Genomic DNA, 14,803 nt, shown 5'->3' with positions numbered 1-14,803 from the left:
CTCTCCTCTCATTTCTTGCTATCAATGATTCAGTACATTGGACACGCTGCGTACATATTCACCGAATTCAGGTTGGGTCCGGAATTCATCATCCCTCGGATAGGCAAACGGAATATCAATGAAATCCGAAATTTTACCGGGACGAGGCGTCATCACCACGACTTTTGTCGATAGGAACACACTTTCAAAAACGTTATGCGTAATGAACAGAACCGACATCTTCTTGTCCTGTTCCCAAATATTTAGCAGTTCATTCTGCAGCGTCTGTCTGGTAATTTCATCAAGGGCGCCAAACGGTTCGTCCATTAACAGCAGCTTGGGACGAGATATCAACGCTCGTGCAATAGATACTCTCATCTTCATTCCGCCTGACAACTCACGGGGCAGCACTTTCATATAATCCTTCAGGCCTACCAGCTCTAGAACCCGCTCCCCTTCGGTAATCCGCTCCTTTTTGGATACACCACGCAAAGTAAGAGGCATGGTGACATTATCAATCAGCTTGGCCCACGGGAGCAGGGTATGCTCCTGAAATACAAAGGCAATTTCATTCTGTTTGCGTGCTTCCTTTGGGGAAGTACCCAGCACGGTCAGATGACCGGAGGTCGGTTCCGTCAAACCGGCAATCATATTGAAAATGGTAGATTTCCCGCAACCGGAAGGACCGACAAAACATAGGAATTCTCCTTCCCCCACATGCAGATTCGCATGCTGCACAGCTACAGTGCCATTGGGGTAGATTTTGCCGACATCATCGATTACAAGCATGGAACGACTGTCCTTTTGGGCCGCTGCCTGTTGATTTTGGGTGAGCTGCATCTGAATCCCCTCTTCTCTTTGAAGTTGTGTCCTATCATATAGCCAAAAAATATGAGTGTAAATATTCCTAACACAATTTTGGTTTTTTATCTAACGGTATACGCTTTATGTTGGTTCAAAAACAGAACATTTGATGTTTTGTGTTAACTTATATTACATATATATAACAAAAGGGATTGCAGAAATTCGACAAGCCCCTATATAATTACTTAAAAAGTTACATGGTGTCCGGTACCTGATTCAGATATGTATCTTTTAGGAGGATGAAATGACATGCAATTGACGATAGAAGATGCGTTGGCGGTGTACCCGTTATCGGAAGGCAAGTTGGCAGCCGGTAAAAAAGGAATTTCTCGAACGATTAGCTCCATCAATTTGATGGATGCGCCGGATGTGATCAACTGGATGAAAGAAGGGGAACTCTTGTTGACTACAGCGTATGCGATTAGGGATTCACCCGAGGAATTTGTTAATTTGCTGCAAAAGCTGAATGAACGTGGGGCCTCCGGACTTGGCATCAAGCTTGGTCGATATTGGGCCGAAATACCAGAGATAGCCCTGCTGGAAGCTGATCGGCTGGGCCTGCCCCTAATTGAGCTGCCTTTTCAATTCACCTTTTCCGAGCAGATCACTGCTCTCTACCAATCCGAGTTCCAACGCGATACGCGCCGGCTGAATGAATTGCTTGAAACACAGAAGAAGCTGGTTGATTTTGCGATGCAGGCGGATGAGTACACCAATTATTTTCAAAGTATCACAAGCATTTTAGGGGTTCCTTTAGCCATTGTTACCTCTGAAGGACAGACCTTGTATAATATGACCCGCTGTTCCGATATGGAGCTATTGAGCGATTGGCCCTGGAATCAGGACAATCGGTTTTACAAGTCGGCGAGCAACTTATTGTATCGGGTGCCCCTGCTGAAAAACGGAAAGTCATACGGCTACTTGCTGATACAAACTGAAAACCTGCTCGAAGCACATGAAATGGAGGGCATTTTTCACCAAGCTGCCGTTATTCTTTCCTATCATCTGGAGGTCATCCAGAATCAGGAGGCAACTGCAGCAGGTAGTCGTCTTGGCACGGCCATGGAACGTTACTTAAAGGGGAACGCCTCTTTAAAAACGGTGCTTGAATTTGCCGAAGCATTGGGCAGCACATTTTGGAGCACGCCTTACGTATGCATGGTATCTTCCTCAAGAGCGGATGCTTGGGACCATGAAATTCAGAGGCGCAAACTGAGGGAGATTCAGAATAGGCTTCAGGATCATCCCAAAACGTCCTCCTTGGAATCCCATCATTTTTATGTGATGAATCGCATATATTCACTCTTCCCCCTTCTAGAAGAAGAGGCCAAGGATCGAAAAAAGTATGAGGATTCGGTACGTTTGTATGCGGATTTGATGCATTCATGGGACCACGGAACAAGGACATGTTTTATCAGTAAAGTAAGAACGGGAATGGAGGAGTTCATCGACGGCTTCCGGGAGTGCGGGGATGCTGAGAGAATCAGTACGGAGCTTGGTTTAAGTGAACCGATTGTCATGTTTGCTGACCTGGAATTTATTTATCTCTTCAAACATATTCCACAGGAGGTCATGATCAGGTATTGCTCTTATTTATTCCGTCCTCTACTGGACAAAGAAGAGGAATACACCAGCGAGATGATGCACACACTTGAAGCCTATTTCGCCAACAACGGTCAAGTGAATGAAACTGCACGTGAGTTATATATCCATCGCAACACCGTACTGTACAGACTGGAGAAAATTTCGGGGCTGCTGAATCTGGATTTAAAGAATACCGATCATCTGCTGCTCTTAAAGCTGGGACTTATGTTTAGGCATTTAATGTCTTCCGAGAGACAAATTTTTCAAAAAAAGGTCTAGGGTATACCTAGGAACCTCAATTTCTTTGCTTTATATCTAACGTCCGCCATGCAACAAGCATTCTAGGATGAGATATGAGCCTCAGTGATCCAAAAACGTACCCATACAATTGCCATAGCTAACAAAATTGATCCAATCACAGTATTGGAACTTTTGGATATCAATCAGCAATGACTGGAGGTCGCGCAGACTTCGCCAAAGTAAATCATTTCGAGGTAAATTCCTTCTTCTATTTTTATTTTCTTCATAATGTACACTTCCAGCTAGCAAATGATATCGTTTAGCTTTAAAAAGGGGGAGGCTACTCTAATCTAATCCGTAATATGTAGATTAGATATATATCTAATCATCAATTGGAACAGATTCTTGTCCAATACGGTAATCGGTAAAATAAAAAAAGCCGCTAAAATAGCGACTTCAATGGGAGCGTGTTCTTGTCCCACGACACCAGACCGTCCTTCGGATAGCCGATTGCGCGAATGTTATTCCTTCTCTCGAGCCCCCATCATTTTGCCGAAGAGTTAAATGTGCCTCCCGGCCAGCAGGTGCCAAGTCCCAGTGAGGAGGTATGACGCACCACCTGCTCCATGACAATTCTCATCCGTTCGGTCGAAAGCTCCCTCAATTCCAACGCCGGTACCAGGAATCGGTTCGTCCCGCGGATGACGCCATAGGAGAACTTTTTCTTGTTATAAACAAAAGTGCACTTTCAGTTTACAGGAGGCAAGCCGGGATCGATCCCTGTCATGTCGACGGATATATCCCACAGTTGCTTGGCAAGCTTCGGATCTCGCGCCTGCTCGGAGCAGGAGCATTCGCGGGAAGGTCCCCGCAACTCGCCTAATCCTGACGGCCCGTAATAGCCGCCTGGCTTTATCTTCCCTGAGGCTGCGTGCAACGCGCCCCAGGCACCCATGGCAGGTTTGGCAAAGAATAGGCCGATCAACGGCATCATCACTTTGCCAGCCATGTTATCGCGTCCAAGGTCCGTCCCCACAAGGCCCGGGTGACAGGCCACGACTGTTACTGGTGATCCCGCAGCACTCAGCCGCCGGTCCAACTCGAAGACGAAGAGCATATTCGCGAGCTTACTCGCGCCATAGCGTGGGAGCCATTTGTAGCTCTTTTCTGCATTAAGATCGTCCCATTCGATTTTCGCGTCTTTGTGTTGACCGCTACTTGTGACGACGATGCGCGACCCAGGCGTTTCCATGAGCTTGGGCAGCAACAGTGTGGTGAGCGCGAAGCAACCGAGGTGATTGACACCGAACGTCAGCTCGAAGCCTTGCACTGTATGCCTCAGCTTCGAACCCTGTACGCCGGCATTGTTGATCAATACATCGACGCGCGGCTCCTTGGAAGCCAATTCGGCTGCACTCCGCACACTCTCCAGGTCCGCCAGGTCGAGCGGCAGGAAAGCAAGGTCAGCTCCGGGGGTATTCATCCGAATCCGATCCATGGCTTCTTTCGCCTTCGTTTCGTTGCGGCAGGCCAGCAGCACCCGTGCACCTCGCGCTGCCAGTACTTGCGATACTTCGAAGCCAATTCCAGTATTGGCCCCGGTGACGATGAAGCATTTGCCCGACTGGTCAGGTACATTGGCATCCGTAAATCCTGTGTGACCGATTTCTCCGCTTTTGCCCGTTTGGCGTGTCAAATAAATCACTCCTCTAATTTTTCGGCGAGTTCAGCGTCTTTGTTAGTTAGGAACATTCTTACTTGTATTCTTTGATGAGAACTAATGCTAGGAAGTGATTGTCATGGCATATATTCCGCTGAACCAAATTGTCGATGCGCTTGAAGAGCTCCAGCATGGTCACAAACAACTCTTGCTACCAGACGCCCAACGGTTAGTCCCGTCGCCTGTATACGCTGAAACACCTTTATCACGTGGGAAGTGAATTAGCTTCTTAATAAAATTGTGTTCACCACCGCCATGACCCGTTGCTGAAAGATGAAGCACCGACACACGTACCTCTTGAGACGCCAGCGAAAGTACTGCTTCTTCCAGAGTTAGTGGAACTTATAGTTAAGAGTGTTCAAGAATACTTTCTGTGCCTGGCATCTGTTTCATTATTTGAATCTCCATCCCCCATGAAGTTGTTATATAGAAAAATCCAAGAGGGCTCAGCTCTCTAACTTTAACATCAGACTGTTCTGCAAAATACTTCAAAGCCTCTTCTAAATTGGTAACTGTAATAGCTAGATGAGCTACACCGATATCACTGGGTTTTAGGTGAACATTCTGTTGATCTGGCGTCGACCATTGAACCAATTCAATCTTTCTACCCCCGTATTGTAAAAATGCTGCCCCTTCCACAACGGAATTCTCGTGAACCCCGAAGCACCTCTTTAAACTATCGTCTTCAAATTGCATTCCTTTTGGCCGGAACAAGACTTCAAAACCCAAAATGTTAGTGAAGAATTCAACTGCTACTTCAATATTGGGTACTACAAATCCCGAATGTTCTATTGTGCCTTGGAAAATTGCGTTTTTCATATCGTTAAGCCCCTTTATGCTAGCAGATTGAGTTAAATAGCGTTTACCGATATAACAAAAGGGGCAGCCGATGTCTGCCCAAATCTCTAACTTTTAATTCGTTCCGCCCCTTTCGTGTGCTTGCTTTTTTAGAATCTTGCCGCCAGTTCAGCCGTTTTTTTCAATCCGGATTCGATAATCTCCGCAGCTTGGTCCCGATATTTAGCATGTCCTTCAATAACGACGCTCTCTGGATTTTTAATACCAAACAATAATCCGATTATATTCTTGACGTAGTTTAAACCCATGTCCAACGGGGCCACTTCTTCCGATGAGAAGTCACTGCCGCGCGCATTGAGAAGAGCAAATTTTTTGTCCCCAATCAGCCCTTCGGGTTGCCCTTCTGCCGTGTATCTGAACGTTTTCCCTGCTTGCAACAAATAGGAAAGATAAGTGATGAGAGGGGCCGGAACTGTTAAGTTCCATAAAGGGAATGCGAAAACGACTTTGTCCACGGACAGGAATTCGTCCAAGTAACGGTTCGCGATTTCCGCAGCCAGCCGTTCTTCGGCAGTGACTTCCAATCCCTGAGCATTCTTATAAAGTCCCGAGATGGTCTCATTGCCGTAATACGGCAGCTCCGCACTGTAAAGGTCGAGTTCTATGATGGTGTCCTGCGGATTGCGCTCCTTGTATGTTTTCAGAAAAGTATCGTACATTTGAACGCTCACAGCTTGTTCTGCTGGTCTGTTGTTAGCTTTGATGAATAATACACTTGTCATAAGGATAACCTCCAAAATAATAATTTTTTATATCTCAAGCTTCCATCTATTTGCGAGTTAACTTGTTAAATTCCAAGTCACTTATATTTAGCTGTAAACACCTCGCTTTTTTATCACCTATTGTTTTTACAACACATGTTGTATAATTGAATTATATTATTATTCAAATATTGTTCAACCAACAGTTTTAAGCCGATGTCGGATATCCGACAAATAAGCAAATATGTATAGAAAATAGTAAAAAGAAAAGGAGATTTCTTATGGCTGAAACAAAAATAGATCCACGTATTATTCGAACACGTAGATTAATCATGGATGGATTTATTCACGTTTTAAAGAACAAAGAATTTAAGGATATCACCATCCATGATATTACGGAAGAAGCAACAGTAAATCGTGCCACCTTCTATTATCACTTCATTGATAAATATGATTTATTGGAAAAAGTAATAAAAGAGGGATTCATGACCACTGTGTATAATGAAATCGTTGAGTATAGAGAGCTAAATCAAACAACGATCATAAATGTTTTCCTGTCCATCACAAATTTTCAAGTGGATTTATCAAAACAGTGTCGAAGCGGCTTCGAGACTTTTAAGACAACAATTGAAGTCATAATACAAAAAGAACTAGAGCTTTTATTTTACCAAATGTTATTAAAACAACATTCCACAGACAGCGATGAATCACTGAGAGTTGCAGCAGTCATGTTAAGCTGGGGAATTTTCGGGGCTTCAGTTGATTGGCAACACAATAACACTGTGCCACCAGAAGAATATATAAAAACGGCTATTCCTTACGTTATGCACGGACTTGATTTCCTTCATTCAAGATGAACACCAAAAAAACAAGTTCGAAATCTCGAGTTACAAACTGAAACTCGAGATTTCGAACTTGTTGCTGTTCCCTCTAATTGTACAGATTTTAAAAGCAGATGATCTGTAAGTAAGGCTATTGGATATGTTGAAATAAGTCATCAACCACTTGTCCATTTGATCAGCCTCTTTTTTTTGCTCTTCAATTCGTTGTTCAATATTCTCTTTGACAGTTAAACGTAATTGAATATCGATAAAATACACTCCTATATTAAATAATGGATTCAATAAATTGAAGCGTTAACATCTCAGATTCTCAATTATCGTGGTAACTCAACTGAGTACCCACACTAAGATATGAACTTGCAATTATAAACCGATCGGTTTATAATAAAACAAACGGTATAGAGAGTGAGGCGATTCATGAACAAGTCCCCTTTCGTATGTCTGATCCAAATAGCTTGTGTATAAACAAAATATAACAACTAATGGAGGTATTTTCCATGGCAAAAGTGAATGTAGGCGCTGAGAATGAACAAGCAATTGAACTCTATTATGAAGATCATGGTGCGGGAAAACCAATTATTCTGATTCATGGCTGGCCTTTGAGTGGGCGATCCTGGGAGAAGCAAGTTCCTGCCCTAATTGAAGCAGGCTACCGTGTTATCACATATGACCGTCGTGGATTCGGTCAGTCTTCTCAACCTTGGGATGGTTATGACTATGATTCATTTGCTTCGGATTTGCATAAATTGATACTTCACCTTGATCTGCGTGATGCCACATTAGTCGGATTCTCCATGGGTGGCGGCGAAGTTGCACGTTATGTGGGAACCTACGGCACAGAACGCGTTTCTAAAGCCGTATTCGCGGGAGCGGTTCCTCCCTATCTCTATATAACCGAAGACAATCCTCAAGGCGGATTGGATGATGCAACGATTGCAGAGTTCCAAAACGGGGTAAAAGCGGATCGGCTAGCATTCCTGGATGGTTTTACAAGCAACTTTTTCGCTGCTGGAGACCGCACAGATCTTGTGAGCGAACCATTCCGTATTTATAACCGTGATATTGCAGCTCTGGCTTCACCTAAAGGCACACTGGATTGTATTGCTGCCTTTGCCCTTACGGATTTCCGTCAGGATCTGGAGAAGTTCAACATTCCTACACTGGTTATCCATGGTGATTCCGATGCCATCGTGCCTTTGGAGGTGAGCGGACAACGTACTCATGAATCCATCCCTGGCAGCCGTCTGGTCGTTGTTGAAGGTGGACCACACGGTTTCAATGCGACCCATTCTGAACAATTTAATGTAGCATTGATCGAATTTTTGCAAGATTAAAGTTAATTCGACTGATCATTTAGCTAAAAGAACAAAATGAGAGAACAAGCAGAACGCCTCCTATAGAGGAGAACGTCCTGCTTGTTCAATATTTTCATAGGATATGCATATGAAGAATGAACACTCTCGTGATCATTGGTAATACACCAAAAGTGCCACTACGCATAAGATTGACGGCTACTTGGTACATTATGAATCTGAACCGATTCGAAATTTGTATTGAATTTCGGATGTAAACTTGCACTTATAAACCGATCGGTTTATACTGATACAAACAGTTTAGAAAGCGAGGAAATCTAATGAATAATTTAACTCCCCCATTCACTCTTGAGACAGCAATCCAAAAAACGCGTATGGCTGAAGACAGCTGGAATAGCCGAGATCCTCAGCGCGTCTCACTTGTGTATACTGAGGATTGTTATTGGAGAAATCGGAGCGAATTTATAACAGGCCGCCAAGATATTGTATCTTTACTAACTCGGAAATGGGCCAAAGAACTGGAATACCGCCTGATCAAGGAGCTTTGGTCATTTACGGATAACCGTATTGCCGTTAGATTTGCATATGAATGGCGTGATGATAGTGGCAATTGGTTCAGATCGTATGGAAATGAGAATTGGGAATTTGCTGAGGACGGCTTGATGCAGCGCAGATTTGCTTCGATTAATGACATGCCGATTAAGGAAGAGGAACGTAAATTTCATTGGCCTCTCGGCACGCGCCCCGCTGATCATCCAAGCCTAAGTGAGTTAAACCTATGACTCGTACTGTTTTTGAAAAAGCGGATGTCATCCCTCTCGTTGCTGAGGTATTTCGTGAATTAGGTTATGAGGGCGCATCTTTGAGTAAAATTACAGCCCGTACGCGTCTATCTAAAGGAAGCTTGTATTATTTCTTTCCGGGTGGAAAAGATGAGATGGCTGCTGAAATTCTTGCCCATATTGATCAATGGTTTATCAAGAACATTTTTGAACCGCTCGAAAAGAATGAACCCCGGGCAGCCATTGATCATATGTGGCAAGAGGTCGATACTTATTTTCAATCCGGTCAGCGTATATGCCTTATTGGTGCATTCGCTTTGGACGAAACAAGAGATCGATTCGCTGCTGTCATTCGGCAATATTTTATAAGATGGATTGAAGCCTTCAGCGCGGCACTAGTTCAAACAGGTATCTCTAAAGAGACTGCTGACCAAATTTCAGAGGAAACCATTGCCAGTATTCAAGGGGGATTAATTCTGAGTAGAGCTCTTAATGATGAATCCTTTTTTGAACGTACGTTGGCAAATCTGTCACAACGAGTGTCAACTCATGTTTCCAAAAGCAACTCTGCTAACTGACACAAAATTGTTTAATAGGAGGTCCATATCATGAGCAATTTTGTCGCTGATCAATTGGGATTTGTTCGCCGTCAGGCAGTTGATTATGTGAGGGATATAGATGACTCTGCCTCGGAAATCATTCCAACTGGTTTGAAAAACAATATAAAATGGAATCTAGGCCACATGTATGTAATACATGAGAAGTTCGCGTTCCAACTTTCTGGGGAAGAAACCAAATATCCTGCTCATTTTAGCAAGTTGTTTGATCCAGGAACTAAACCGACTGACTGGAATATAGAGCCTCCAACGATGGCACAGCTAATCGACTTGTTAACTGAACAAATTGAAAGGGTTGAAACGATACTTTCAGGCAAATTGAAAGAAGAAATCAATCCCCATTACAAGTCTTCTACAGGACTTACCTTTACAAATGTAGAACAATTACTGAGTTTTCTGATTTACCATGAAGCCATGCACTTTGCAACAATTAAAAATATCAAGAGCATTATTGACAGTTAGTAATGTCCCTTCATTAAAACAAACAAACCGACCTTACATACTAATTAAATCGGAATAAGGTCGGTTTGTTTATAAAGTGCAAAAAGATAGTAGATTACAAACCTGGGTTGAAATTCAATGTAACGAGTTTAAGCAGCCTAAACATGATCAGGAGTTAAGAATTACGTTTGAGTGACACAATTGATCCTCCTATCAAAAAAGCAGCTCCGTCAGGAGCTGCCTCATGTTATGCCTTATCTTGAATTGTATCTGTTTTCGCTAACCGGCCAGCTTACTCACCGTCCGGATAAGGATTGATCTTCTGAATCGTTCCGTCTTCGTTGTATTTCAGCTCGGAATATTTAACGCACCGCTTGTGGTTGACGCCTTCCGACAGGGAGCTGTCGTGATAGAACAAATACCACTTGTCTTCAACTTGCACAATGGAGTGGTGTGTTGTCCAGCCGATAACCGGAGATAGAATCTCACCCTTGAACGTGAATGGTCCCATCGGATTCTTGCCGATCGCATATACGAGCTTATGTGTGGTGCCTGTAGAGTAGGACAGGTAGTAATATCCGTTATATTTATGCATCCACGGTCCTTCAAAATATCTCCGGTCCTCATCCCCCGCCAGAATCGGATTCCCGTCTTCATCGACAATTGATATCTCAGCAGGCTTGCCCTGGAAGGACAGCATGTCGTCGCTAAGCACGGCAACTTGCGGTCCAAGCGCCGGCTGGTCAGGAGCCGGTCCTTCTGCATCTGGTACGAAGCTGCCAGTCTGCCACTTCTCCAGCTGGCCACCCCAGAGTCCGCCGAAATAGATGTATGACTGATTGTCGTCATCCACCAATACGGCCGGATCGATACTGAAGCTGCCTTCCATATAATTCGGCTGCGGCGTGAACGGGCCTGCCGGAGACTCTGATATTGCCACACCCAGACGGAAGATGCCGTCGTGGTCCCGTGCCGGGAAGAACAGGTAATAGGTATTGTTCTTGTAAGCGGCGTCCGGTGCCCAGAGCTGCTTGGAGGCCCATGGAATATCTCTCAGATGCAGTGCTTCACCGTGATCGACCACCGGGGAATCGAAGTTGTCCATTGAGAGAACATGGTAGTCTTCCATTTTATACTGGTCGCCGTTATCGTTGCTCGGCTCATCATGATCGAGGTCATGGGAAGGATAGATGTAGATTTTGCCCTCGTAGACATGGGCGGACGGGTCAGCAGTGAAGATGTGGGTTACGAGCGGCTGGTGAGGCTTAGGTAGTTGTTGTTGATTCATAAGGCATCTCCTTTGGTATTGGAATAATAGAATTACAGGGTTGAGTTAATTCATTGAATGCATCGTACCCTCTCTCAGCAATTAAAGCAAGCGCTTACAATATATGATGTAATTCTACACTCCCCGCTAGTTTTTTCCTATACACATACTAAAGGTCTTCCCCCGATAAAATATACAATTCCCACATAGAAATTAACTCTTTTTTCAATCGCAATATCTATATATCGTTCATGTGATAGAGAGCAACAAAAAGTCGCCCCGCATAGCGGAGCGACTTTGAATAAGCAATCATTAAAATTTATCGATTATATTTGGTTTAATCCATCGAATCGGTTACTGCCCCTTTGGAAGCAGATGAAACTAATTTGGCATATTTGCCCAGTACACCAGATTTTACTTTCAGCGGAGGTTGTACCCACGCTTCCGCTCGAGCGGCTAACTCTTCTTCTGACACCTCAACCTTCATCTCCTGGATGTCACTGTTAATGGTGATCATATCCCCATTTTGGAGCAAAGCGATCGGTCCACCTACCTGTGCTTCAGGTGATACATGGCCGACTACAAATCCATGCGAGCCACCCGAGAATCGACCATCTGTAATGAGAGCAACTTTCCCACCGAGTCCTTTGCCTACGATGAGTGCTGTTACGGAAAGCATCTCTGGCATACCTGGTCCACCCTTCGGACCACAGTAACGTATGACCACGACATCGCCTTCTTTAATTTCATCATTCATAATCGCTACTGTCGCCTCATCTTCGCTATCATACACCTTAGTTGGGCCAGAGAACTGTTGTATCTTCATACCTGACATTTTTGCAACAGCGCCTTCAGGAGCGAGGTTTCCGCGAAGCACAACTAATGGTCCATCTGGCTTTAGCGGATTATCGAGCGGACGTATAATCTCTTGACCATTCGGAAGTGGAGCAGCTTCCGCTAAATTCTCCGCCAACGTTTTGCCTGTTACCGTGAGGCAATCCCCATGAAGTAATCCCTCAGCAAGCAATAGCTTCATTACCCCTGAAACGCCACCGATATCGTTCAAATCCTGCATTACATATTGACCACTTGGCTTCAGATCCGCCAAATGAGGAACACGCAGGCGAATGCGCTCAAAATCATCCAAAGTTAAATCGACTTCTACCGAGTGCGCAATAGCTAGCAGATGGAGAAATGCGTTAGTTGATCCCCCCAGAGCCATAACAACAGTGATCGCATTCTCAAATGCTTTCTTCGTCATAATGTCTCTTGGATAAATCTCTTGTTCAAGCAGTGAGATGACCTGTTTACCGGCTGCTTCGCATTCCGATGCTTTATCCGCTGAAATTGCTGATGTCGAAGAAGAACCAGGTAAACACATCCCCATTGCTTCTGCAGCGGCTGCCATCGTATTAGCGGTATACATGCCTCCGCAAGCGCCTGGACCTGGGCAAACACTGCATTCTACCTTATGCAACTGTTCATCTGTTATTTTACCATCTTGATATTGACCAACGGCTTCAAAAGCGGAAACGATATCCACTTTTTTGCCGTCGAGATTACCTGGTTGAATGGTTCCCCCATATACATAAACGGAAGGAATGTTCATGCGTCCAATAGCCATCAGACATGCAGGTGTATTCTTGTCACAGCCACCGATTGCAACAACGCCGTCAAATCGCTCCGCTCCGGTCACAATTTCAATCGAATCAGCGATAGCTTCCCGACTTGGCAGCGAGAACAACATCCCGCCGTGCCCCATCGAAATTCCATCCGAAACGGTAATCGTATTAAAAATCAGTGGAGCACCGCCGTTATCACGTGCGCCCTGCTTAGCTTGTACCGCCAAATCATTGATGTGCATATTACACGGGGTTACCTCACTCCACGTACTCGCTATTCCAATCATTGGCTTTTTAAAATCATCATCCTGAAAACCAACTGCACGCAGCATGGCTCTGTTCGGTACACGGTTAGCACCTTCACTGATTACCTTGCTTCGAATACGAAGATCTTTTTTATTCTCCATGTTTTTTATTCCTCATTTCAAAGTATTTCGTACAGTTCCTGCATCGGTCGGATAAAATTTTGTTTCATTATTATGTGAGCATCATCGCTATTTTTGCCTTCAAAAGCTTTAATAATCAAATCATGCTCTTCCACTGAAGCTAGTGTAGCCGTGATGGGTTGTTTTAAAAACACATACTTAAATCGCCTAATGTGAATCTGTAGAGAGGCATTAAATGTGGCTACATAAGGATTATCTGAGAGCTCCACAATATAGTTATGAAATTGCTCATCCACCTCCATAGCTTGATAAACTTGTCCATTTTTAATGGAACTAGCAAATTCCAAATTTATGGATCTTAGTTTCTCGATCTGTTCTGAAACAATAATTTGGGCGGTGATTTCAGCAGCTAAAGCCTGAAGAGCAGCCATCGTTGAGTACATCTTGAAAATATCGTTTTTCTCAATATTCGTTACTTTTGTTTCTTTTCCTGGATGCATAGACACGAGGCCTTGAACTTCGAGCAACTGAAATGCCTCCCGAATCGGTGTCCGGCTGACTCCAAGCGATTCAGCCAATTCCGCATCCATAAGCTTTTCACCTGGTTGCAGTGTTCCATCAATAATCCATCGCTGAATCTGAGAAAACGCTCTTTCTTTTGCAGACATACGGGCGGGTAAGGCAAAATCTTTGGGAATTGGCATGGTTTTCATCCTCATTACAATTAATCTTATATGCAATATATCGCATACACGATTGAGAAGCAAATATTATTTGATGACGAAAAGAAAAAACCGTCCAATTCCAATAAGGAGTTTGGGCGGTTTATGATTTTGCCTATTTCGCTTGAACTGACTATCTACACGCTGTTCTAAAATACATTGTGATTGCTCTCTCGATAATGCTTTCATAGTATCTTTGTCTTACCAATACCTGGATTTATTTATTGAGATGCTTGGTTAAGAGCTTTTAAAAATACCTCTGTTGGTTGTGCGCCGGATATCGCGTATTTTCTATCAATGACAAAGAAAGGTGCTCCTGTAATCCCTAATTGTTTTGCTGTAGCTTCATCTGAACGCACTTCGCTAGCATATTTGGAGCGGTCATGGAGAACTGCCATGGACTCATCTCTGTTCATTCCAACTGATTCTGCAATATCTGCTAAGGTTTCATAATCGCTAATTAACTTGGCGTCCGTATAATAAGAATAGAACAACTTCTCTGCTAATTCCTGATCTTTACCCACTGATTTGGCATATTGGGTTAAACGATGCGCATCAAACGTATTGGTGGGCTGTATTTGGTCGATATTATACACGAGCCCCATCATTGCTGCTTGTTTTTCAAGTTCAGCATGTGCCTTTTTCGCTTGCTCGATACTCATACCATGTTTCTCAGAAAGGATTTGATGCATACTTTTGCCTGAGTACATGGATGTTTGCGGATTAAGTTCAAAGCTTCTATATTCAATGACCACTTCATTTGGATGAGCGAATTGCTCCAATGCAGACTCTAATCGTCGTTTACCAATATAACAAAATGGACAAACATAATCCGACCATATCTCGATTTTCATTTTGAATTCTC

14 protein-coding genes are annotated in these 14,803 nt (G+C 43.8%); 6 read left to right on the top strand and 8 right to left on the bottom strand.

All coding sequences use genetic code 11. From position 1 onward, the window contains the following. Positions 1-21: 21 nt before the first annotated feature. Positions 22-819, bottom strand: coding sequence for an ABC transporter ATP-binding protein (locus NLBNIHML_RS03365; protein ID WP_110822780.1), 798 nt, complete (start codon positions 817-819; stop codon positions 22-24). A 273-nt stretch (positions 820-1,092) separates the two neighbouring features. On the opposite strand from NLBNIHML_RS03365, the gene NLBNIHML_RS03360 reads away from it, so the two are divergent. After that, a complete protein-coding gene (locus NLBNIHML_RS03360; protein WP_494353774.1) occupies positions 1,093-2,706 on the top strand; it encodes a PucR family transcriptional regulator in 1,614 nt (537 codons plus the stop codon). A gap of 709 nt (positions 2,707-3,415) precedes the next feature. Here the strand turns inward: NLBNIHML_RS03360 and NLBNIHML_RS03355 are convergent. The 3 genes from NLBNIHML_RS03355 to NLBNIHML_RS03345 all read right to left on the bottom strand — a co-directional run bounded on the left by NLBNIHML_RS03355 (position 3,416) and on the right by NLBNIHML_RS03345 (position 5,967). Next, on the bottom strand, positions 3,416-4,363 hold the full coding sequence (locus NLBNIHML_RS03355) for an oxidoreductase (protein WP_494353773.1): 948 nt from the start codon (positions 4,361-4,363) through the stop codon (positions 3,416-3,418). 372 nt (positions 4,364-4,735) lie between these two features. Next, a complete protein-coding gene (locus tag NLBNIHML_RS03350; RefSeq protein ID WP_494353772.1) occupies positions 4,736-5,206 on the bottom strand; it encodes a VOC family protein in 471 nt (156 codons plus the stop codon). Between the two features lie 128 nt (positions 5,207-5,334). Continuing rightward, positions 5,335-5,967 carry an FMN-dependent NADH-azoreductase gene (locus tag NLBNIHML_RS03345; RefSeq protein ID WP_494353771.1) on the bottom strand — a complete coding sequence of 211 codons (633 nt, stop codon included), beginning with the start codon at positions 5,965-5,967 and terminating at the stop codon, positions 5,335-5,337. Positions 5,968-6,227: 260 nt separating this feature from the next. Between NLBNIHML_RS03345 and NLBNIHML_RS03340 the strand changes: the two genes are divergently transcribed. The 5 genes from NLBNIHML_RS03340 (at position 6,228) to NLBNIHML_RS03320 (ending at position 9,962) form a co-directional block, all read left to right on the top strand. Then, the gene (locus tag NLBNIHML_RS03340; RefSeq protein ID WP_339255515.1) at positions 6,228-6,803 is read left to right on the top strand and encodes a TetR/AcrR family transcriptional regulator; all 576 of its coding nucleotides are present in this window, start codon (positions 6,228-6,230) and stop codon (positions 6,801-6,803) included. 482 nt (positions 6,804-7,285) lie between these two features. Beyond that, entirely contained in the window at positions 7,286-8,122 is an 837-nt protein-coding gene (locus NLBNIHML_RS03335) for an alpha/beta fold hydrolase (RefSeq protein WP_339255513.1), read from the top strand. A 299-nt stretch (positions 8,123-8,421) separates the two neighbouring features. Beyond that, positions 8,422-8,883: a nuclear transport factor 2 family protein gene (locus tag NLBNIHML_RS03330; RefSeq protein WP_339255511.1), complete on the top strand. Its 462-nt coding sequence runs from the start codon at positions 8,422-8,424 to the stop codon at positions 8,881-8,883. After that, complete coding sequence (locus NLBNIHML_RS03325; RefSeq protein ID WP_339308144.1) at positions 8,880-9,461, top strand: TetR/AcrR family transcriptional regulator; 582 nt, start codon at positions 8,880-8,882, stop codon at positions 9,459-9,461. Before NLBNIHML_RS03330 ends, NLBNIHML_RS03325 begins: the two co-directional genes overlap by 4 nt. A 30-nt stretch (positions 9,462-9,491) precedes the next feature. Then, entirely contained in the window at positions 9,492-9,962 is a 471-nt protein-coding gene (locus NLBNIHML_RS03320; protein WP_494353770.1) for a DinB family protein, read from the top strand. 271 nt (positions 9,963-10,233) lie between these two features. Here NLBNIHML_RS03320 and NLBNIHML_RS03315 read toward each other — a convergent pair whose 3' ends face one another. The 4 genes from NLBNIHML_RS03315 to NLBNIHML_RS03300 all read right to left on the bottom strand — a co-directional run bounded on the left by NLBNIHML_RS03315 (position 10,234) and on the right by NLBNIHML_RS03300 (position 14,792). Further along, positions 10,234-11,229 carry a glycoside hydrolase family 43 protein gene (locus NLBNIHML_RS03315; RefSeq protein WP_494353769.1) on the bottom strand — a complete coding sequence of 332 codons (996 nt, stop codon included), beginning with the start codon at positions 11,227-11,229 and terminating at the stop codon, positions 10,234-10,236. A 316-nt stretch (positions 11,230-11,545) separates the two neighbouring features. Next, complete coding sequence (gene ilvD, locus NLBNIHML_RS03310) at positions 11,546-13,237, bottom strand: dihydroxy-acid dehydratase (protein ID WP_339255505.1); 1,692 nt, start codon at positions 13,235-13,237, stop codon at positions 11,546-11,548. Between the two features lie 17 nt (positions 13,238-13,254). Continuing rightward, entirely contained in the window at positions 13,255-13,920 is a 666-nt protein-coding gene (locus NLBNIHML_RS03305) for a GntR family transcriptional regulator (RefSeq protein ID WP_494353768.1), read from the bottom strand. A gap of 239 nt (positions 13,921-14,159) precedes the next feature. After that, positions 14,160-14,792 carry a DsbA family oxidoreductase gene (locus NLBNIHML_RS03300; protein ID WP_494353767.1) on the bottom strand — a complete coding sequence of 211 codons (633 nt, stop codon included), beginning with the start codon at positions 14,790-14,792 and terminating at the stop codon, positions 14,160-14,162. Between the last annotated feature and the right edge of the window lie 11 nt (positions 14,793-14,803).

Source organism: Paenibacillus sp. JNU01 (genome assembly GCF_059130585.1).
Note: the sequence above shows the minus strand (reverse complement) of the source record. Positions and strands in the feature narration are given on the sequence as shown.

What these genes read in the sequence shown, in the direction of transcription:
- NLBNIHML_RS03345 (WP_494353771.1), bottom strand. Translation starts at nt 5,967, where the DNA reads ATGACAAGTGTATTATTCATCAAAGCTAACAACAGACCAGCAGAACAA.
- NLBNIHML_RS03330 (WP_339255511.1), top strand. Translation starts at nt 8,422, where the DNA reads ATGAATAATTTAACTCCCCCATTCACTCTTGAGACAGCAATCCAAAAA.
- NLBNIHML_RS03365 (WP_110822780.1), bottom strand. Translation starts at nt 819, where the DNA reads ATGCAGCTCACCCAAAATCAACAGGCAGCGGCCCAAAAGGACAGTCGT.
- NLBNIHML_RS03325 (WP_339308144.1), top strand. Translation starts at nt 8,880, where the DNA reads ATGACTCGTACTGTTTTTGAAAAAGCGGATGTCATCCCTCTCGTTGCT.
- NLBNIHML_RS03350 (WP_494353772.1), bottom strand. Translation starts at nt 5,206, where the DNA reads ATGAAAAACGCAATTTTCCAAGGCACAATAGAACATTCGGGATTTGTA.
- NLBNIHML_RS03320 (WP_494353770.1), top strand. Translation starts at nt 9,492, where the DNA reads ATGAGCAATTTTGTCGCTGATCAATTGGGATTTGTTCGCCGTCAGGCA.
- NLBNIHML_RS03315 (WP_494353769.1), bottom strand. Translation starts at nt 11,229, where the DNA reads ATGAATCAACAACAACTACCTAAGCCTCACCAGCCGCTCGTAACCCAC.
- NLBNIHML_RS03335 (WP_339255513.1), top strand. Translation starts at nt 7,286, where the DNA reads ATGGCAAAAGTGAATGTAGGCGCTGAGAATGAACAAGCAATTGAACTC.
- NLBNIHML_RS03360 (WP_494353774.1), top strand. Translation starts at nt 1,093, where the DNA reads ATGCAATTGACGATAGAAGATGCGTTGGCGGTGTACCCGTTATCGGAA.
- ilvD (WP_339255505.1), bottom strand. Translation starts at nt 13,237, where the DNA reads ATGGAGAATAAAAAAGATCTTCGTATTCGAAGCAAGGTAATCAGTGAA.
- NLBNIHML_RS03305 (WP_494353768.1), bottom strand. Translation starts at nt 13,920, where the DNA reads ATGCCAATTCCCAAAGATTTTGCCTTACCCGCCCGTATGTCTGCAAAA.
- NLBNIHML_RS03340 (WP_339255515.1), top strand. Translation starts at nt 6,228, where the DNA reads ATGGCTGAAACAAAAATAGATCCACGTATTATTCGAACACGTAGATTA.
- NLBNIHML_RS03300 (WP_494353767.1), bottom strand. Translation starts at nt 14,792, where the DNA reads ATGAAAATCGAGATATGGTCGGATTATGTTTGTCCATTTTGTTATATT.